At 67.0% G+C, this 19,225-nt stretch carries 15 protein-coding genes; 5 read left to right on the top strand and 10 right to left on the bottom strand.

The genetic code is table 11. From position 1 onward, the window contains the following. Positions 1–79 precede the first annotated feature (79 nt). The gene (locus tag UCD39_RS07980; RefSeq protein ID WP_330495538.1) at positions 80–1,297 is read left to right on the top strand and encodes a PAS domain-containing sensor histidine kinase; all 1,218 of its coding nucleotides are present in this window, start codon (positions 80–82) and stop codon (positions 1,295–1,297) included. Positions 1,298–1,939: 642 nt separating this feature from the next. On the opposite strand, the gene UCD39_RS07985 is transcribed toward UCD39_RS07980, so the two are convergent. Beyond that, positions 1,940–2,923 carry a hypothetical protein gene (locus UCD39_RS07985; protein WP_330495539.1) on the bottom strand — a complete coding sequence of 328 codons (984 nt, stop codon included), beginning with the start codon at positions 2,921–2,923 and terminating at the stop codon, positions 1,940–1,942. 286 nt (positions 2,924–3,209) lie between these two features. Between UCD39_RS07985 and UCD39_RS07990 the strand changes: the two genes are divergently transcribed. Next, positions 3,210–3,455: a DUF2795 domain-containing protein gene (locus tag UCD39_RS07990; protein ID WP_186455905.1), complete on the top strand. Its 246-nt coding sequence runs from the start codon at positions 3,210–3,212 to the stop codon at positions 3,453–3,455. Positions 3,456–3,575: 120 nt separating this feature from the next. On the opposite strand, the gene UCD39_RS07995 is transcribed toward UCD39_RS07990, so the two are convergent. After that, positions 3,576–4,085 carry a YciE/YciF ferroxidase family protein gene (locus UCD39_RS07995; protein ID WP_330495540.1) on the bottom strand — a complete coding sequence of 170 codons (510 nt, stop codon included), beginning with the start codon at positions 4,083–4,085 and terminating at the stop codon, positions 3,576–3,578. A 332-nt stretch (positions 4,086–4,417) separates the two neighbouring features. Between UCD39_RS07995 and UCD39_RS08000 the strand changes: the two genes are divergently transcribed. Further along, positions 4,418–5,914, top strand: a complete 1,497-nt coding sequence (locus UCD39_RS08000; RefSeq protein WP_416211199.1) for an ABC-F family ATP-binding cassette domain-containing protein — start codon at positions 4,418–4,420, stop codon at positions 5,912–5,914. Between the two features lie 141 nt (positions 5,915–6,055). Further along, the gene (locus UCD39_RS08005; protein ID WP_145734473.1) at positions 6,056–6,619 is read left to right on the top strand and encodes a peroxiredoxin; all 564 of its coding nucleotides are present in this window, start codon (positions 6,056–6,058) and stop codon (positions 6,617–6,619) included. Between the two features lie 56 nt (positions 6,620–6,675). Here the strand turns inward: UCD39_RS08005 and mgtA are convergent, their stop codons facing one another. After that, positions 6,676–9,252, bottom strand: coding sequence for a magnesium-translocating P-type ATPase (gene mgtA, locus UCD39_RS08010; protein ID WP_330495541.1), 2,577 nt, complete (start codon positions 9,250–9,252; stop codon positions 6,676–6,678). Beyond that, positions 9,237–10,208, bottom strand: coding sequence for a hypothetical protein (locus UCD39_RS08015; protein WP_330495542.1), 972 nt, complete (start codon positions 10,206–10,208; stop codon positions 9,237–9,239). The genes mgtA and UCD39_RS08015 overlap by 16 nt, the downstream gene beginning before the upstream one ends. A 300-nt stretch (positions 10,209–10,508) precedes the next feature. Here UCD39_RS08015 and UCD39_RS08020 point away from each other — a divergent pair, with 300 nt between their 5' ends. Next, the gene (locus tag UCD39_RS08020) at positions 10,509–12,242 is read left to right on the top strand and encodes a S41 family peptidase (RefSeq protein WP_330495543.1); all 1,734 of its coding nucleotides are present in this window, start codon (positions 10,509–10,511) and stop codon (positions 12,240–12,242) included. Between the two features lie 4 nt (positions 12,243–12,246). On the opposite strand, the gene UCD39_RS08025 is transcribed toward UCD39_RS08020, so the two are convergent. From UCD39_RS08025 to UCD39_RS08050, 6 genes are all read right to left on the bottom strand, one after another. Then, entirely contained in the window at positions 12,247–13,524 is a 1,278-nt protein-coding gene (locus UCD39_RS08025; RefSeq protein WP_330495544.1) for an MFS transporter, read from the bottom strand. After that, a complete protein-coding gene (locus UCD39_RS08030; RefSeq protein WP_330495545.1) occupies positions 13,521–14,813 on the bottom strand; it encodes an arsenic transporter in 1,293 nt (430 codons plus the stop codon). Before UCD39_RS08030 ends, UCD39_RS08025 begins: the two co-directional genes overlap by 4 nt. Further along, positions 14,776–15,432 carry a hypothetical protein gene (locus UCD39_RS08035; protein ID WP_330495546.1) on the bottom strand — a complete coding sequence of 219 codons (657 nt, stop codon included), beginning with the start codon at positions 15,430–15,432 and terminating at the stop codon, positions 14,776–14,778. Before UCD39_RS08035 ends, UCD39_RS08030 begins: the two co-directional genes overlap by 38 nt. A gap of 45 nt (positions 15,433–15,477) precedes the next feature. Beyond that, entirely contained in the window at positions 15,478–16,179 is a 702-nt protein-coding gene (locus UCD39_RS08040; protein ID WP_330495547.1) for a hypothetical protein, read from the bottom strand. An 86-nt stretch (positions 16,180–16,265) separates the two neighbouring features. Then, entirely contained in the window at positions 16,266–17,672 is a 1,407-nt protein-coding gene (locus tag UCD39_RS08045) for a sigma-54-dependent transcriptional regulator (protein ID WP_330495548.1), read from the bottom strand. Then, positions 17,657–19,123, bottom strand: a complete 1,467-nt coding sequence (locus tag UCD39_RS08050; RefSeq protein WP_330495549.1) for a sensor histidine kinase — start codon at positions 19,121–19,123, stop codon at positions 17,657–17,659. The genes UCD39_RS08045 and UCD39_RS08050 overlap by 16 nt, the downstream gene beginning before the upstream one ends. Between the last annotated feature and the right edge of the window lie 102 nt (positions 19,124–19,225).

A 19,225-nucleotide genomic window follows, 5' to 3' on the forward strand; every position in this document is an offset into this window, starting at 1 on the left:
ACCTCCGAGCCCCGCAATGACGTATAATTTCTTCATTACCCTGGCGAATGTATCGCTGCTCTGCCTGCTGATCGCATTGTTGTTTAATACGCGCCGGCGGAACCAGGCGTTCAAGCGCATCTATTTCGACGCCTCCCCCATTCCCATTCTGATTGAGGACTGGTCCGGTGTCCGCTCCACCCTGGCCGCCCTGAAGGCGCAAGGTGTTGCGGACATCGGCGCCTTCCTGGCGGAGCACCCTGAGCTGGTGCTGCAGTATCGAAAGAGCCATCGTTTCGTGGATGCGAACGAGGCGGTGCTGCGGCTGTTCGGCGCCACCAGCAAAGCGCAATTCCTGGCCATCGCCCCCCAGTTGCTGCCGGCCAGCCTGGAAAGCAACGTCCGTGTCTATCAAACGTTGATGGAGGGCAAGCTGACGGCCCAGGGGGAGCGCGTGCTGCATACCCTGGATGGGCGGGTCGTGCCTATCATCTGGCGCGCGACCCTGCCCCCGTCGGGCGATGCCAGCCGCATCCTGTTCTACGGCTTCGACATCACCGACCAAAAGCGGGCGCAGAAAGCGCTGACGGACGCTCGTGCGGACCTGGCCCATGCCGCCCGCGTCTCCACTGTCGGTGAGCTGAGCGCCTCGATCGCACATGATGTCGCCCAGCCGTTGGCGGCGATCTCCGTGTCGGCATCAGCGGCGGAACGCTGGCTGACACACGGGCAGCCCAACGTTGACCGGGCCCTGAGTGCCCTGCATCAGATTCGCCAGAACGCCCAGCGGGCGAACGACGTCGTGGGGCGCATCAAGACCTTTTTGCGCAAGGCGCCAAAGCGCAACGCCACCAGTCTGGACGCCCTGGTTCGTGACGCGCTGCAACTCATCCAGGGCGAGGCCCAGCGATATGACGTCAAGGTTCGTATCCTGATCGAACCCGGCCTGCCTACCGCCCGGGTGGATGAGGGGGAAATCAAACAGGTCGTTATCAACTTGGCCCTCAATGCCATGCAGGCCATGGCCAATGCCGGCACGAGCGACCGTCAACTGACCGTGGCCGTTGCCGACAAGCCGCAGGAAGCGGTCATGGAGGTCCAGGTCCGCGACAATGGCCCCGGTATCGACCAAAGCATTATTGGCCGCATATTCGAGCCGTTTTTTTCCACCAAGGCGGAGGGCATGGGTTTGGGATTGGTTATCTGCAAATCCATCGTCAAAAGCCATGGCGGTGAATTGACGGTGCAAAGCGCCGACCAGGTGGGTACCGCCTTCCGCTTCACCCTGCCCTATGATCGGGGCGTGGTCCCCAACTAGAGTGGATCGGCCAACGGCAGAATCGCCTTTGGGCATGACGCTGCGCGCGGACGGTTATCGGCTTCAGATGGAACCGATGATGGTCCCCATTCTTATATGCCTGTGCCGCCGTTGACGCCGGCGGCTCCGTGATTTCTTCAACTGAGATTGTATAGGCCACGCTGGGTCGCCGGCGTGGCCTTTTTTGTCAGTTTAAGAATGTGCGCGATAAATGGGCCGTATAAATCTGGAACGAAGCTTTATCTTTGCAGTATTTATGGTTTTGAATCAATATAGTATGAGGTAGGTGTGGTTCCATGTGGGGTGTGTGGCATTTGAAATGTTGGGCAAATTGGATTTATACAGAAAATTAAAGGATCGTTTCGGCCTCTCTCGCGTTGTTTGATGGACCGGGCGCCCCTATCACCTGCCCGGCTGTCGGATAAGCCAGGAGGAAAATTCATGGCACGAGAACAATATGAGGATCCGCGCCGCCAATCCCGCGCCCCTCAGGGCGGACGCCGGGATTACGAGGATTACGACGACGATCGCCGGCATTCGCGCAGCCGCGAGGATGACGACGATGGGGATTACCGCGGTAGCCGTGGCGGCTACGCCGAGGATCGCGGCCAGGGCGGCTACTTCGGTGATCCCGAGGGTCATTCAGAGATAGGCCGCCGTGGCGGTCAGGTTCGGCATGAGCGGGCGCAGCAGGCGCGCCGCGACGAGTATGGGCATTCCGAGGACCGGGGCCAGGGCGGCTACTTCGGCGACCCCGAGGGTCATTCGGAGATCGGGCGTCGCGGCGGTCAGGTTCGGCACGAGCGGGCGCAGCAGGCGCGCCGTGACGAGTACGGGCATTCCGAGGACCGGGGCCAGGGCGGCTACTTCGGCGACCCCGAGGGCCATTCGGAGATCGGCCGCCGTGGTGGTCAGGTTCGGCATGAGCGGGCGCAGCAGGCGCGCCGTGATGAATACGGCCACGCGGAAGATCGCGGCCAGGGCGGGTACTTCGGCGATCCCGAGGGCCATTCGGAGATCGGCCGCCGTGGCGGTCAGGTTCGGCATGAGCGGGCGCAGCAGGCGCGTCGTGATGAATATGGCCACGCGGAGGATCGCGGCCAGGGTGGCTACTTCGGCGACCCGGAGGGCCACTCGGAGATCGGCCGCCGTGGCGGTCAGGTTCGTCACGAGCGTGCCCAGCAGGCGCGTCGTGATGAATATGGCCACGCGGAGGATCGCGGCCAGGGCGGTTACTTCGGTGACCCCGAGGGCCATTCGGAGATCGGCCGCCGCGGTGGGCAGGTGCGTCACGAGCGGGCGATGCGGGCCCGCCACGACGAGGACGGCCACGCGGAGGACGAAGGCCAAGGTGGCTACTTCGGTGATCCGGAGGGCCATTCGGAGATCGGCCGCCGCGGTGGCCAGGTCCGTCATGAGCGTGCCCAGCGGGCTCGCCGTGACGAAAACGGCCACGCGGAAGACGAAGGCCAAGGCGGCTATTTCGGCGATCCGGAGGGCCATGCCGAGATTGGCCGTCGCGGCGGGCAGGTTCGTCATGAACGCGCCCAGCGGGCCCGCCATGACGACGAGGGCCACGCTGAGGACGAGGGCCAGGGTGGCAACTTCGGTGACCCGGAGGAGCATGCCGAAGCCGGTCGTCGCGGTGGCCAGAGCCGGGGCCGTTCGGCCAGCGCCAGCAGCCGCGAGGATGAGGAAGAGACGCCCAGCCGGTCGCGCTCCCGCGTCAGCAGTCGCTCCTCGTCATCTTCGGAGTCCGACGACGAGGAAAAGCCGACCCGCCGGCGTCGCAGCAGTTCCGGCAGCATGCACTGACCTATAAGGGGCGGGGCGCCTCGGCGCCCCGCTCCGCCTAACACACTGGCCCGGGGTCAGACAGGCCCTGGGGTCCATTCCCAACGGGAGAGTACACATGACGCGAGGATTGGGTGGCCATTCCCCCGCCAACGTGGCCCACTACCTGAAAGGCATCGACTTCCCCGCCGACAAGCAGGCGCTGATCCGCAAGGCCAAGGAAAACGGCGCCGAAGGGGATGTCCTGGACATGCTGGAGGCGATGCCGGACACCGACTATGAGACGGCGGCCGATGTCATGAAAGGCTATGGCGAAGCGGACGATGGTGGCGCTGGTGGCGGCCGTTCCGGGCGTAGCCATTGATGCGATCTGCGGTGCGGCCGCGATCTTGGGCGGACACCTCGGGGTGTCCGCCCAAGTCGTTTCCGCGCGGGGTGGGAAGCCGCGGCCAAATTTGGCCGCGGCTGTGCCGGCCCCTGTTGCTTAAGCGGCCTTGATCTGGCTGGCCGCCGAGTTGTTGATCCTGGTGGAGGCCTTGTTCAGCACCTGGTCCGCGTTCTTTTCCTCATCCAGGGTTTCGGCCAGCAGATCCGCCACATCGTCGAAGCCTAGGGCCTTGGCCCAGGCGATGGCGGAGCCGTAGCTGGCGATTTCATAATGTTCCACCTTTTGCGCGGCGGCGATCAGGGCGCTGTCCAGGGCTTCTGGCGACAGGCCCAGGTCCAGGAGTTCGCCGGCTTCCGCCAGCATGCCCTCCATCGCCTCGCACTTCTTGCCGCGGCTGCGGCTGTTGGTGTCCAAGGCCTCGAACACCTTGTCCAGCCGCTCCACCTGGCCGCGGGTTTCCTCCAGATGGGTTTCCATGGCTTGCCGCAACTCCTCCGCCGAGGCCGCCTTGGCCAGCTTGGGCAGGGCGCGAACGATCTGCCGTTCCGCGCTATAGAGGTCCCGCAACTCTTCAATGAACATGGTCTCAAGGGTCTTCTGGGCCATCGCTCGCTCTCCCGATTAGGGACCGATCCGGGGTGGACCGATCCGCCGTGGTTTCGTTGCTGGCGGAGAAGCATTGAGCGCGGCTTCGGTTCCCCCGTCATCGGTATGAGGCTGGGGCCCATCAAGGCTCTATGCCGCCGCACATCCTGTGGCATAAGGGGGCCCTCACGCTTCAGTCCCTAAAAGTCTCCAGGAACACGTTCTCCCATGATCCGCTTTGAAAATGTCAGCAAGCACAATGGCCACCGCATTCTGTTCATGGAGGCGTCGGCCGCGCTGAACCGGGGGAGAAGATCGGCCTGGTCGGGCCCAATGGTGCCGGCAAGACCACCCTGTTCCGCATGATCACGGGGGAGGAGATGCCGGACGGCGGCCAGGTGTCGATCGAGAAGCAGGTCACCATCGGCTATTTCAACCAGGATGTGGGCGAGATGTCCGGCCGCAGCGCCGTGGCGGAGGTGATGGACGGCGCCGGGCCGGTCAGCGACGTGGCCAAGGAACTGGCCAGCCTGGAGGCGGCCATGGCGGACCCCGACCAGGCCGACCAGATGGACGCGATCATCGAGCGCTATGGCGAGGTCCAGGCGCGCTTCGACGAACTGGGCGGGTATGAGCTGGAGGGGAAGGCGCGCGAGGTGCTGGCCGGCCTCAGCTTCAGCCAGGAGATGATGGACAAGGACGTCGGCGGCCTGTCGGGCGGCTGGAAGATGCGCGTGGCGCTGGCCCGCATCCTGCTGATGAAGCCCGACGCCATGCTGCTGGACGAACCCAGCAACCATCTGGACATCGAAAGCCTGATTTGGCTGGAAGGATTCCTGAAGGGCTATGACGGCGCCTTGCTCATGACCTCGCACGATCGGGAGTTCATGAACCGCATCGTCACCAAGATCATCGAAATCGACGGCGGGTCGCTGACCAGCTATTCCGGCGACTATGCTTTCTATGAGCAGCAGCGGGCGCTGAACGAGCGGCAGCAGCAGGCGCAGTTCGAACGCCAGCAGGCCATGCTGGCCAAGGAACTGAAGTTCATCGAGCGCTTCAAGGCCCGCGCCTCGCACGCCAGCCAGGTGCAGAGCCGGGTGAAGAAGCTGGACAAGATCGACCGGGTCGAGCCGCCCAAGCGCCGCCAGACGGTGACGTTCGAATTCCCGCCGGCGCCGCGCTCGGGCGACGACGTCGCGGTGCTGAAGAACGTGCACAAGGGCTATGGCAGCCGCACCATCTACCAGGGCCTGGACCTCACCATCCGTCGCAAGGAACGCTGGTGCGTCATGGGCGTCAACGGGGCGGGGAAGTCCACCCTGCTGAAGCTGATCGCCGGCGCAGACCAGCCGGATTCCGGGACCGTCACGGTCGGCGGCAGCGTCAAGATGGGGTATTTCTCCCAGCATGCCATGGAACTGCTGGATGGCGAGCAGACGGTGTTCGAGGCGCTGGAGGCGAAGTTCCCGCAGGCGGGCCAGGGCTCACTGCGCGCCCTTTCGGGCTGCTTCGGCTTTTCCGGCGATGACGTGGAAAAGAGGTGCCGCGTCCTGTCGGGGGGCGAGAAGGCCCGCCTGGTGATGGCCATGATGCTGTACAACCCGCCCAATTTCCTGGTGCTGGACGAACCGACCAACCACCTGGACCTGGACACCAAGCAGATGCTGATCACGGCCCTGGCCGCCTATGAGGGCACCATGCTGTTCGTGTCGCACGACCGCCATTTCCTGGCGCGGCTGTCCAACCGGGTGCTGGAACTGACGCCGGACGGCATCCACCAATACGGCGGCGGCTACACGGAATATGTGGCGCGTACGGGGCAGGAGGCGCCGGGCCTGCGCAGCTGACCCGGCCTGTGACCGTCCGCCGGCCACTTTTTTTCATGTGCGGCGATTTCGCACCAAACCAATCGGACCGCTCAAGCGAATTATGGACGGTCTTCCCCCATATGTGGGGCCCCGTGTGTTTTGAAAGGGACGGAGCAAACCATGAACATCATCCACAGTGCCCGCACCATCCTGGCCGCGGCGGCGGTCTTGGCCGTGGCGGGGGGCGCCACCGTGGCCTCGGCGGCGCTGCCCGTGGGCGCCACCGCGCCCGACTTCCAGCTGCAGGGCGCCCTGGCCGGCAAGCCGCTGACCTTCTCCCTGCACGAGGCGCTGAGCAAGGGGCCGGTGGTGCTGTACTTCTTCCCGGCGGCCTTCACCAAGGGCTGCACGATCGAGGCCCATGAGTTCGCCGAGGCGACGGACGACTTCAAGAAGCTGGGCGCCACCGTCATCGGCGTCACCGCCGGCAATGTCGACCGCGTGGCGGAATTCTCCAGCCTGGAATGCCGCGACAAGTTCGCCGTGGCGGCCGACCCCGACGCCAAGGTCGCCACCGAATACCAGAACATCATCCAGGCCGACGGCCGCGTGATCTCCGACCGTACGTCCTATGTCATCGCCCCCGGCGGCAAGATCCTGCTGAGCTTCACCGACAAGAACCCCGACACGCACATCGAAAAGGCGATGGAGGCGGTGAAGGCCTACGCCAAGACGGCCAAGTAAGACGCGAAGGCCACTATGGGCGCCGGCGATACCCCCTTCAGGGGTGCGCCGGCGCCTCAGGTTGAGAAGCGCCGGAAGAACAGCCGCTTGACCCCCTCCGCCAGGGCGAGATAGGCGAGCACGGCGGCGCCCAAAAGCGGGTAGAACAGCGGCGGCGGCGCGACCAGCCCGAAGACTGGCGCCAGCGGCGTCAGGGGCAACAAGGCGGCCAGGGCCGCCGTCACCACGGCCAGGCCCGCCAGCACGGGGTGGGGATGGCTGCGCCAGGGGGCCCGCGGCGTCCGGATGATGAAGATCACCAGCACCTGGGTCGCCAGGCTTTCCATGAACCAGCCGGTTTGAAACAGGGGCTCGTCCGCGTGCAGCAGATGCAGCAGGACGTAGAAGGTCAGAAAGTCGAACAGGGAGCTGACTGGCCCCAGGACCAGCATGAAGCGCAGGATCAGGGGCAGATTCCAGTGCACCGGCCGGGCCAGCGCCTCCTCCTCCACAGTGTCGAAGGGAATGCCGGTTTCCGAGGCGTCGTACAGCAGGTTGTTCAGCAGCACCTGCACCGGCGTCATGGGCAGGAAGGGCAGGAACAGCGCGGCACCGGCCATGCTGAACATGTTGCCGAAGTTTGAGCTGCTGCCCATCAGCACGTATTTGGTGACGTTCAACACGGTGCGTCGCCCCTCCAGCACGGCCTCATGCACCACCGACAAATCCTGATCCAGCAGAATGATGCCCGCCGCCTCCTTCGCCACGTCGGTTGCGCTGTCGACGGAGATGCCGACATCGGCGGCATGCAGGGCGGAGGCGTCGTTCACCCCATCGCCCATGAAGCCCACCACATGCCCCGTCTGCCGGCAGGCCAGCAGCACCCGCTCCTTCTGTTGCGGCGTGACGCGGCAGAAGACGGTCACCTGCGGCAGCCGGGCGCGCAGCGCGTCCTCGCTCAGCGACCGCAGTTCCTCCCCGGTCATCACGCCGCGGATGGGCAGGTCCAACTCCCCGCACAGGTGGCGGGTCACCGCCTCTGTGTCGCCGGTCAGGATCTTGATGGCCACCCCGGACCGGGCCAGGGCCGCGACGGCGGCCGTGGCGCTGGCCTTGGGCGGGTCGAGGAAGGCCAGGTGTCCCTCGAACACCAGGTCGCATTCGTCGGCGCGATCGATATGCTCCCGGTCCGGCGGCAGCGGCTTGGTCGCCACGGCCAGGGCGCGGCACCCCTCACGGCCCAGATCCTGGAACTGGGCATCCAGCCGCGCCTGCATGCCGTCATCCAAGGGCAGCGCGTCCCCGCCAGGGCCGCGATAGCGCCCGGACAGGTGTCGCAGATCCTCCGGCGCGCCCTTGACCACCAGCAGCTTCTCACCGCCGTTCTCCACCAGCACGGACACCCGCCGACGTTCGAAGTCGAAGGGCACCTCATCGCATTTGCGCCAGGCCGCCAGGTCAGGGGTTGCCTGGGGGGCATCGCCGTGGGCCCCATCGCCGTGGGCCAGGATGGCCTCGTCCAGCGGGCTGCGCAGGCCGGTTTCGAACCGGCTGTTGAGATAGGCCAGGTCGAAGGGGCGGCGCCCCTCGGTCCCCTGGCAGTCCAGGGCGCGGACCAGGCGGATGCTGGCCTCGGTCAGCGTTCCCGTCTTGTCCGTGCACAAGACATCCATGGCACCGACATTGTGCATGGAGGCCAGGCGCTTCACGATCACCCGCCGCTTGGCCAGGCGCAGGGCCCCGCGCGCCAGGGTGACGGTGACGATCATGGGCAGCAGCTCCGGCGTCAGCCCGACAGCCAAGGCCAGCGCGAACATCAGGGAGTCCAGCCAGGGCCGGTGGAACAGCACGTTCACCGTCAGGACGAACAGCACCAGGAAAATGGTCAGCCGCAGGATCAGGAAGCCGAAGCGCCGGACGCCGATCTCAAAGGCGGTGGGCGGCGGCACGGTTCGCAGACTGCCGCTGATCCGCCCGAACAGGGTGGCGGCGCCGGTCTGGCAGACCACGGCCGTGGCGCTGCCGGCGATGACCGAGGTTCCCATGAACAGGCAGGCGGTGGCCTCACCCGCCATGGCCGGGGCGGTGGGCGTGTCCTCCGCCCGCTTTTCCACAGGATAGGCCTCACCCGTCAGGACGGCCTGGTTCACGAACAGGTCCCGCGCCTGCAGCAGGCGGCAATCGGCCGGCACCAGATCGCCGGCCGACAGGCGTACGACATCGCCGGGGACCAGCTGGTCCAGCGGCAGGGTCGCCTCGGCGCCGTCGCGCAGCACCCGCGCCCGGACGGCGACCGTGCGGCGCAGGGCCTCCACCGCCGCCTCGGCCTGGCGCTCCTGAATGAAATCCAGCACGACGCTCAGCAACACGACGATGGCGACGATGATGAAGCTGGAGGTGTTGCCCGTGGCCGCCGACAGCCCGCTGGCGAACAGCAGGATCAGCACCAGCGGGTTGGCGAACCGGGCCAGGAAGTCGACCCACGCCCGCCGCCGACGCGGCGGCACCGGCTGGTTCGGGCCCCAGCGCCGCCGCCTCTCCTCCGCCGCCTCATTGCCCAGTCCGGCGGGGCTGGTCGACAGCGAGGCCAGCACGGCCTCCAGCGGCAGTGACCAGCTGGGCTGTGGTGCTGCGGATTCTAGGGATGGCGGCATAGGAAATCCCGAACCACGGGATGCACCCGGTCATGCCAGACGGCGCCGTGGAAAAGGTTGAAATGCCCGGCGGGCGCGAACAGACGGTGCCCGCGCCGGGCCTTGGGTATGGCGGGGCAGAGGCGATGGGCCACCTCGCACTGGCCGGGGCCGGCGATGTCGTCCCGCCCGCCCTCGATGGTCAGCAGGGCGGTTTCCCGGATCAGGCCGGGGGTCACCGGCAGGTCGCACCAGCGCAGGGTTCCCAGGGCCAGGGCGTCGGCGTGATAGACGGTGGCGATGACATCCAGGAAGAATTCGGCGGGCACGTCGATCAACGACGCCAGGTCGGACAGGAAGGGATGCCCCGCCGGGTCCAGGCCGTCGTCGTGCAGGGCCTTGCGGATGATGTCGCAGCCGTCCGCCATGTGCCGGTTCACATAGGACCACAGCACGCGCCGCTGCGTTTCGTGCGCATAGACGGCCCGCCCGGCCCCCAGCCGTCCCTCCGGGACCAGGGAAAGGGCGTGGGTGCGGAACCAGTCCAGGGAATGGGCGAAGGCGAACTGATCCCCGACCATGGGGTTGATGCGCGGGTCGATCTTGCCGCCGATCAGCACCAGGCTGCGCGGATTGGGCAGGGTCCGGCTGGACGCCAGCAGGGCGGTCGCGGCCAGGGCCGGCAGGGCGGACTGGCACAGGCCGATGAGATCGACCTCGCCCAGCTGTTGCACGGCATCCAGCACCCGCGACAGGCAGTCGGCCAAACCGAAGCCGCCGCAGGGTGCCGGCACCTCGGCGGCATCGCGCCATTCCAACAGGTGCAGGTCGCACCAGGGCGCCATGTCCGCCACCATGTCATGCAGCAGCCGGGGATTGATCCCCGACAGCGGGGCGATGATCAGAACCCGATGGGCCGTCGCCGCACCCGCCAGCGCATGGAACCGTACCAGCCGATCAAAGACGCCGTCCTTCACAATCTCTTCCCTGAAGCCCACAAGGGACGGCAGCCCGTGCGGCGGGAGTGATGGTTCCGGCATGGTCTCCTCCCATCGAGTTGGGGAGCAGGCGTGGTGAAGCGGACCAGGATGCCGGGATCTTGCCACACCAGCACCGGATCGCATTGACCCAACGCAAGGGACGGATCATCGGCCCATTCCTTGGCAATATCGTAACAAAGGGGGCGCCTATCGTCGGCAACGACATTAAAAGCCAAGTCGATGGGCGTGAAGTTGCGCATGTTAACACCACAGCAACATCTAGATTTTTAAATTAACTTGCATTTTTATCTTGCCTGCGCGCTTTCGATGATGATGTCCTGGGATGGCAACCTTCTGGTTGGCTGCCAGGGGCCGAGACGGTTTAAAAAACAGGAGGCGATGTTGGGTCGTGCGGGCATGCTTAACAAGATCTGGCGCGGAAGCCGCCTGCTCAGGGTTTCGGTCTGCCTTCTGTTGATAGGAGGCACGGCGGCGGGCGCCGTCTTCTACCTGCGGCACAAACCGTCGCGCGTGTTCGATGCCGCCTGGGATGTGGTGAACACGCATTATTATGACCGTACCTTCAACGGGTATGACTGGGTGAAGGTGGGCCAGACCTTCAGGGCCAAGCTGCCCTGGTGGGACAGCAGGGGATTCGATACCGCCGAGGTCATCAACTCCATGCTGCGGCTACTTGAAAGCTCTCACCTGGATTACCAGACGCCCGCACAGGCTGAATTCGCCATCGGATCAGAGCCGGGTGCCGATTTGATCTTTCCTGACAGTATGGAGATGGCGGGCCTCAGCGTTATTGGCCCTAGACATATGAAGGCGCCGATCATTGCACAAATAGAGACGGATTCTTATCTTTATAAACAAGGGGTTAGGGTGGGAGATCACATATTAATTGGAATTCATAAAGACGAAAATGGAGAAGATGTTGTATCGTATTATGTAACAAAAATAGATGGCCGCAATTTTGAGGTAAAAGTTAATAAATCTCAGATGGCTCGTGGCGATGACGCTCCCTATATAGAAAACCGAAGAATTGTATTCGGTAACTTCGACGCTGCTTCTTTCGTGAAGCTGAATGCACTTCGGACGGACCCGGCGAACGCCGATCTGACGGTGTTCTACCGCCCCAGTGGCATCATCACCACCCTTGGGGGAGCTGCGACTGACGAGGGCTTGTCGGTGATCGACGTTCAAAAGGACTCGGTGGCGGATCGTGAGGGCATTGAGATCGGCTCGTTCCTCAGGGGAATGACCAGCCTGCCGCGCCAGGATGGCGAGGACGGTATCGCGTTGACCATCCAGTTGCCCAACGGGGAAGAGAGGAAGTTTGAGGCGAAGGTGCCGATTAGCTATATCGAGGGATGGCAGCCCTACCACCGGTCCGCTGAGAAGGTTGGCGCCACCCTGGTCATCCGATTCGACAAATTCAACGATGAGAATGTCGACTGGGTTGGAATGCAACTTAAAGAGCAGAATTCTGGGGCCGTAATTTTCGATTTACGCAATAATTCCGGCGGCACCGTTAAAGCTATGCAACGCTTCCTGGGTTACTTCCTGCCCGCCGGGACCACGATCATGGAACAACGGGGCGCCACCGAGACCGAAATGATCAAGGTTTCGGACGGGAATGCTGCCTTATCCGGTTCGTTGGCCGTCCTGGTCGGCCCGGCCTCCGCCAGTGCCGCCGAGGTTTCCGCCGCAGCACTTCAGGCTTATGGCCGGGCGACCATCGTGGGCCGGAAGACATCCGGCGATGTTCTCATGGCGCGGGCCTACCGTTTGCCGAACGGTGGCTTGATCCAGGTGCCCGAAGCGGCGCTGAGGGACCCCAAGGGGCGGGATCTGGAGGGCTCTGGCCTGACACCGGACATCACGGTGTGGAAGACCCTGGCGACCATCCGCGAAGGGCGGGACCTGCCGCTGGAAGCCGCCCTGGCGGTGGTGACGGGGGCCCAAGCCCCTCCTGTCAAAGTCCCCCCTGCCGAAGCCCCTGGGGCGGCCGCGGCGCGGCCCTGACCCGTCACCCCGTTCGGGTGGGGGCGACCGCCAGCCGGGGGCCCGTTCGGCCGGCGGTTTCCGGGAACAGGGCCGCCAGCGCCATGACGGCCAGTCCCGCCGCCGCCCCCAGGCCCAGGAAGGCCCAGGAATAGCCGAACCTGTCGACCACGGCGCCCGCCGCCAGGCCGCTGATGGCCCCGCCTATTCCTTGCGCCGACATGATGAGGCCCAGGGCCAGGTTGTAATGGCCGCTCTCCCGCGTCAGGTCGGCGACGATCAGGGGTGTCAGCACCCCGACCAGCCCGGCACCGACGCCATCCAGAAGCTGGACGCCGATCAGCCAGGCGGGGTTGTCGGACGCCAGGTAGAGGCAGGCGCGCAGGGGCAGGACGGCGAAGGCGATCAGCAGCACCGGCTTGCGGCCCCATTTCTCCGCGTAATGACCGGCCAGCAACGCCATGGGCAGCATGACCAATTGGGCGGCGATGATGCAGGAGGACATCATGGCCGTCGCCCATTCCGGGTTGGCGTTGGCCAGCTTCTGGCCCACCAGGGGCAGCAGGGGGGCGTTGGCGAAATGGAACAGCAGACCGCAGCCGGCGAAGATCATCAGTGGCCGGCACCGGAGCAGGGCGCGCACGGTTCCCTGGGCCGGACGGGCGGCCTTCTCGTCACGGCCCTGGCCGTCCTGCCCCCGGGCGCGGTGGTGGTCGATGGCCGCCGCCGGGATGGACAGCACCGCGATGATGGCCAGCACGGCGAAGAACGGCCCCAGCAGGAAGACCGACCGCTGGCCGAAAAGGTGACCCAGCACCCCGGCGGCCAGGGCGATGAACACGTTGCCGGCGTGGTCGAAGGCGCCATTGCGCCCCATCCGCCCCGCCAACTGGGACCGGGCGTACATCCCCAGGGTCAGCGCCGCCACGGCCGGCCCGAAGATGTCGCCCACCACCGCCAGCACGGTATTGGCCAGCAGGACGGGCCAGAAGGTCGGCACGGCGAAGATGACGACGCTGCCGATGGCCAACACCGCCAGGGCGGCGGCCACCAGTTCCCGCTTGGCGCGGACGACGTCGATCAGGGCGCCGGCCGGCCCCTGGGCAGCCAGGCCCAGCAGGCCGCTCACCATGGTCACCATGCCCACGGCGGCTTGGCTCCAGCCCTGCTGGGTGACCAGGTAGACGTTCAGGAATGGCCCCAGGGCGCCGCGCACATCGGCCAGCAGGAAGTTGAGGGCGTCCAGCGCGTTCAGGCTTTTGCACAGCCGTGCCACGCTGCCCCTAAAGGGCGTCGAAATCATAGGCGTGCTCCCAAGGAAAGCGCGGCCAGGGCCAGCAGCAGGGCCGGGAGGGTGACCACTGCACCCAGGCGCATGAAGCGCCAGGCGCTGATCTCCTCCCCCTCCCGCCGCAGGGCGGCCAACCAGAGAAGGGTCGCCAGGGACCCGGTCACGGACAGGTTTGGCCCCAGGTTCAGGCCGATCAGCATCGCGCCCACCGTCGCGGCGGGCGGGGCCGCCAGGGCCACCACCGAGTTGGCCAGCAGCCCCGCCGGCAGGTTGTTGATCAGGTTGCAGAGGACGGCCACCGCGAGGCCGACGCCCATCGGTCCCGCATCCAATGGCCCCACACCCGCCCCGACGGCCTGACCCAGCCATTCCGCCAACCGGTCCACGACGCTGGTCTGACCCAGCGCGCGCACCATGACGAACAGGCCGGCGACCAGGGGCAGGGTGCTCCACGACAGGTGGCCGAGCAGGCGGGGCAGGGACCGCCGCTCCACCGCGCACAGCAGGATGGCGGCCATGGCCGCCACGCCGAACGTCGGTCCCCCCAGGGGGCGGCCGGCGGTGGAGGCCACCACCAGGGTGACGGCGGCCACCGCCAGGGCATAGGCCGCGAGGCGGCCGCCCCTGGTCAGCGTCGGCACGGCTATGCGCCGGGCGATGGGGTCGGAGAGGGCGCACCGCTGGCTCAGGAAAAGCGCCAGGAACGTCGCCCCGATGGCCAAGGCTGACGGCAGGGCGAAACGGCCCAGCCAGTCGGTGAGCGGCGGCAGGTGGCCGCCATACATCACCAGGTTGGAGGGGTTGGAGATGGGCAGCAGGAAACTGGCGGCGTTGGCGACGAAGGCGCAGGCGAAAAGATAGGGCGCCGGGGTGGCGCCCGCGGCCCGCACCGCCGCATAGACGGCGGGGGTCAGGACCACGGCGGTGGCATCGTTGGACAGGAAGGCCGTCACCGCCACGCCGATCAGGAACATCTGGGTGAAAAGGCGCCCACCCGATCCGCCCGCCCGGTTGACGGCGATGGCGGCCAACCAGTCGAATAGCCCCTCCTGCCGGGCCAATTCGGCCAGCATCATCATGCCGATCAGGAACAGATAGAGGTCGCTGCCTTCCACGACGGCCCCCCAGGCCTGCCGCCATGGAACCAGCGCCGTGGCGACCAGGGTGGCGGCGCCCGCCATGGCCCATACGGCCTCTGGCAGGCGCCAGGGTCGGACGATGACGCCGCCGGTCGTAACGGCAGCCACCGTCCAGATCCCACCCTCAACCAGCGTGACGGCCGGCATCGGCATCCTGCTCATGGTCAGCCTTGGGACTGGGCTTGGGCTTGCCCGGCTTCTCCCTGGTGGGCTTCAGATCCCGCAGCTCATCGACGTTGGCGCCGATGGCCCGCGCCACCAGGACCGACCCCGCCGTGGTCGTCACCCTCTCGCCGGCGGCGGCGAAGGGGGCGCCGATGTGTATCCCCATCGCCAGCGGCGCCGTCTCGGCGGCGGCGAAACGCACCTGCTCGCCCCCGTGCAGCAGGACGCCGCGCAACTCACCCTTGCCGCCATGCAACAGGCGCTCGATCCGGCCCATGGTGGTGGCCGGGGTACGCTCCACCGCCGGCTGGGGCGGTGGCCTGTGGTTGGGCGAGGGTTGGTCTGGACCGTTGTCGGCGATGCGCCGTCCGTCGGGTAGATCCACGGCGACGGCGGCGACGACGTTACCGGCCCTGAGCTTCACGCCCCGTATCCCGACCGTCACGTCGTGGCTGCCGGTCAAGGCCGCGGCCACCGCGGTACCGACGTGGGGAGGCATGAGCACCTCCAGGCCATCGCCCAACAGAAAGCCGTCAACCTCGCCCCGTGGGCTCAACAACAGCCGGGTCACGCGGCCGGGGATCACCGGTAGATGTTCTGGGTCTATCCAATGCATGATCGTCCTCGTTTTAAAGGGGGCTCGTTCAGGAAGGGGAGGGCGTCAGGGACGCGGCGGCGGGGGCGGGCCCGGCGGCTGCGGCGCCAGTGGCTCCAGGCGGTCCCGCGTGGCCCCCAGGGCCGTCACGTCCACGACCTTACCGAACGGCGTCGTCAGGACGGACCCTTCGGCCACGACCGGCTGGCCGGGCTCAAGCCGGGTGCCGCCGCGATAGGCTTCCGGCGGCAGCCGCAGCACGGTGCCGTCGTCCAGCAGCACGCCGTCGATCTCGCCCTCCGGTCCATGCAGGGGCATGCGCACCCGTCCGCTGGACAGGGTGGGGACGCCTGCTGGGTCCACGCGGCGGCCGGGGCCCTCATCGGTGATGGTGATCTTCGACGTCTCATCGGTGATGGAAACGGCGCGCACCAGGGGCAACGCCGCGGCCCGCAGGCCATGCACGACCACGGTGCTGCCGGGGCGGACGGCGTACGCGATCTGGCTGGACAGATGCGGCGGCGTCTTCACCTCCGTGCCGTCCGTCAGGATCAGGCCGTCGACGTCGCCCCGGGGCGTCTGGGTGAATTGACGGACGACGCCCTTGATCGACGGCAGCTGCGTCGCGTCGTAGATCGGGCCGACGCCCACGGCTTCGGCCGGCGGCGGTGGGGGGCCCACCGGCGGGGCGACCTGGGCATGACCCTGGGTCTGGAGCAGAAGCAGGGCGGTGCCGGCCAACAGGCCGAGGTTCCGAACGGTAAGCATCAGACTTACTCCTGGTTATGGGGACCAGGAGGGAATTGGCAAGCACCGTGCCAGAAATGATTCCTAATATTTACAGATAGATAGGGTCACTGCTCCGACACATCCTCGTCCGGATTTGAAACAGGGGGCGTTCGCTCTTCGGACGCTTCCAGGCCGTAACGCTTCATCTTGGCGTACAGCAGAGGGCGGTGGATGCCCAGCAGCCGGGCCGCCTCCGCGCGGTTGCCGCCACATCGTTCCAACGCCCGGCGGATCATGGACTCCTCCAGCTTCGCCACGGCGGTGGGCAGGTCCTCCACCAGCCCGCTTTCCGCGCTGTCCGGCGTCGACCCGGCGCCCGCCCCCTCCAGAAAGCCGATGTCGGCGGCGGTGATCACCGGGCCGCGGACCAGCACCGCCAACCGTTCGACCACGTTGCGCAGCTCCCGGACATTGCCGGGCCAGCGATAGGCCACCAGGCGGGCGGCGGCATCGGCGTCCAGGGTCTTGTGCCCCGCCTTGTTTCCCGTCTTGTTCCCCGCTTGGGCCAGGAAGGAGTCGGCCAGGGGCAGGATGTCGGCCCGGCGCTCCCGCAGGGGCGGCAGATGGATGGGGACGACATGCAGGCGGTAAAACAAGTCCTCCCGGAAGCCGCCCTCGCTCACCCGCTGGCGCAGGTCGCGGTGGGTGGCGGCCACCACCCGCACATCCACGGCCATGGGCTTGCCGCCGATGGGCGTGACCGAGCGTTCCTGCAAGGCGCGCAGGATTTTGGCCTGCAGGGCCATGTCCATGTCGCCGATCTCATCCAGGAACAGCGTGCCCCCGTCGGCCTGGCGAAAGGCCCCCATCCTGTCGGCCGTGGCGCCGGTGAAGGCGCCTTTCACATGGCCGAACAACTCGCTTTCCATCAATTCCGAGGGGATGGCGGCGCAGTTGACCGCGACGAACGGCCGGGCGGCCCGGCTGCCATGATCGTGCAGGGCGCGGGCGACCACCTCCTTGCCGGTGCCGGTTTCCCCGGTGATCAACACGGTGGCGTCGCTGTCCGCCAGCATGCCGATGGTCTTCTGCACGGCGCGCATGGCCTCGCACACGCCGATCAGGCCCTCCGCCGGGCTGGAGGTGGCGCCGCCGGGTGTTTCCCCGCTGCGGTTCAGGGCCAGCATGCCGTTCAGGGCCTCTGTCAACGCGGCCCGGCCGACAGGTTTGGTCAAGTGGTCGAACGCGCCCAGGCGCATGGCCTCGATGGTGTTGGCGGCGGTGGCGTGGGCTGTCAGCACCGTCACGGGCAGGGTGGTGAAGCGGTCGCGCACGCGGCGCAACACCTCCATCCCGTCCAGCCCCGGCATGCGCAGGTCCAGCACCATGGCGTCCACCGCCTCGTTCGCCAGGATGGCCAATGCCGCCTCGCCCGAGGGAGCGGGCAGCGCCGTATGACCGCAATCCCCCACCACCTCGCCCAGGGCGTCGCGCAGGGCGGCATCGTCATCGACAATCAGCACGGTTGCCATGGCAGCACCATTTCGAAGGTGGTTGCGCCGTCGTCGCGGCGGAATCGGGCGATGCCGTCGTGGGCGACCGCGATTTCCCGGACGATGGACAGGCCCAGCCCCGTCCCTTCCGCCCGCCCGGTGACGAAGGGCTCAAACAGGTCGTCCCGCAGGGCGGGCGGCGGCCCGTCCCCCAGGTCCCGCACCGAAAGGACCAGGCGATCGCCGGCGCGGTGGGCGCGAACCTGCACGGCGGTGCCCGCTGGCGCCGCCTGCACGGCGTTCAGGACCAGGTTGTCCAGGGCCCGGCCCATCTGTTCGGGATCGAACCGGGCGCGCGGTGTGGCGGCCTCGGCGTTCAGCCTTATGCCTCGTGCTGCCGCCAGATCGGTATGCCGTCGTACGAGGCCGTCCAGGAAGTTTGCCAGGGCGACCTCTTGGCGCTCCGGCACGTCCCGTTCCGTCACGCTGAGCAGCCGGCGCAGCAGCAGGTCCAGTCGGTCGATCTGATCGAGGATGGCGGTCAAGGCCTGTTCCCGCCGGCCGGCGTCGCCGGCCAGGGCGTTCTCCGCCTTCAGCTTCATGGCGGCGATGGGGTTGCGGATTTCGTGCGCCACGCCGGCGGTGATGCGGCCGATGGCGGCCAGGCGCTGGCTGGCCGCCATCTCCCGCGCCATGCCCTCCGCCCGCTGACGCGCCGCCGCCAGCCGGTCCCCCGCCTCGTTCAGGGCCCGGACGATACGGTCCAGTTCCCGTTCCCCCGTCGCGGGCAGGCGGGGCAGGTCATTGACGTCATGGGCGGCCAGCGTCGCTTCGATCCGGGAGATATGGCGGGACCAGGTCATGGTCAGTTGGGTCAGCAGCACGACGGCGGCCAGCACGGTGGTGAGCAGCAGGCCGAGGCCGATCATCAGTTGCTGATAGCCATGCCCGCCCAGGGTCCGAACCCGGGTCATGGTCCAGGCCGTGAGGCCCGACAGCGGCCCGGGCAGCGGGCAGGCGGACAGCAGCAGCACCTCGGTCGATCCGGCATAGCGGGCGTTGACCGGGTGACCCTGGGCCAGGGCCGCTTCGTTGGCCGCCTGGATGCGCCCGGCTTCCGCCTGCGGCAGGTCGGTCTTGGGGCCGCCCTCATAGGTGGGATAGGCGTAGGCCAGCGATCCGTCGCCCTCCCGCCATAGCCCGCCCTCGATCCCGGGATGGTCGCGCAGGGCGCTTTGCACCACCGCCTCCAGCCCATCGCGGAAGGTGGCGGCGCTGACGGCGGAGGCATGGTCATGCCAGCCGGCGGCATAGAAGCGGAAGGCGCTGGCCTGCGCCTCGCAGGCGCGGCTGATTTCAGCCTCCATCTGTCCAACCTGGGCCGCGGTCGACCGCTGGAACAGGCCGATCATCAGGACACCGATGGCGCAAGCCGCGATGACCACGATGGCGAGAAGCGCGAATAGGCGGGTGCGAAGGGATCGGAACACGGGAAGGGTGGGCTCGTAGTCCTGGGGGCGATGAACGGAATCTCCTCAATAAGCTAGGACGGAGCGGTGCCGAAACCAGCGACCGTCCACCGTCGGGCAGGG

Source organism: Nitrospirillum karajorum, assembly GCF_036348415.1.
Taxonomy (GTDB): domain Bacteria; phylum Pseudomonadota; class Alphaproteobacteria; order Azospirillales; family Azospirillaceae; genus Nitrospirillum; species Nitrospirillum amazonense_B.

Coding starts and splice junctions, on each gene's coding strand:
- UCD39_RS07985 (WP_330495539.1), bottom strand. CDS start 2,923: ATGCTCCTCCGGGTCACCGAAGTTGCCACCCTGGCCCTCGTCCTCAGC.
- UCD39_RS07990 (WP_186455905.1), top strand. CDS start 3,210: ATGACGCGAGGATTGGGTGGCCATTCCCCCGCCAACGTGGCCCACTAC.
- UCD39_RS07995 (WP_330495540.1), bottom strand. CDS start 4,085: ATGGCCCAGAAGACCCTTGAGACCATGTTCATTGAAGAGTTGCGGGAC.
- UCD39_RS08005 (WP_145734473.1), top strand. CDS start 6,056: ATGAACATCATCCACAGTGCCCGCACCATCCTGGCCGCGGCGGCGGTC.
- mgtA (WP_330495541.1), bottom strand. CDS start 9,252: ATGCCGCCATCCCTAGAATCCGCAGCACCACAGCCCAGCTGGTCACTG.
- UCD39_RS08025 (WP_330495544.1), bottom strand. CDS start 13,524: ATGATTTCGACGCCCTTTAGGGGCAGCGTGGCACGGCTGTGCAAAAGC.
- UCD39_RS08030 (WP_330495545.1), bottom strand. CDS start 14,813: ATGAGCAGGATGCCGATGCCGGCCGTCACGCTGGTTGAGGGTGGGATC.
- UCD39_RS08035 (WP_330495546.1), bottom strand. CDS start 15,432: ATGCATTGGATAGACCCAGAACATCTACCGGTGATCCCCGGCCGCGTG.
- UCD39_RS08040 (WP_330495547.1), bottom strand. CDS start 16,179: ATGCTTACCGTTCGGAACCTCGGCCTGTTGGCCGGCACCGCCCTGCTT.
- UCD39_RS08045 (WP_330495548.1), bottom strand. CDS start 17,672: ATGGCAACCGTGCTGATTGTCGATGACGATGCCGCCCTGCGCGACGCC.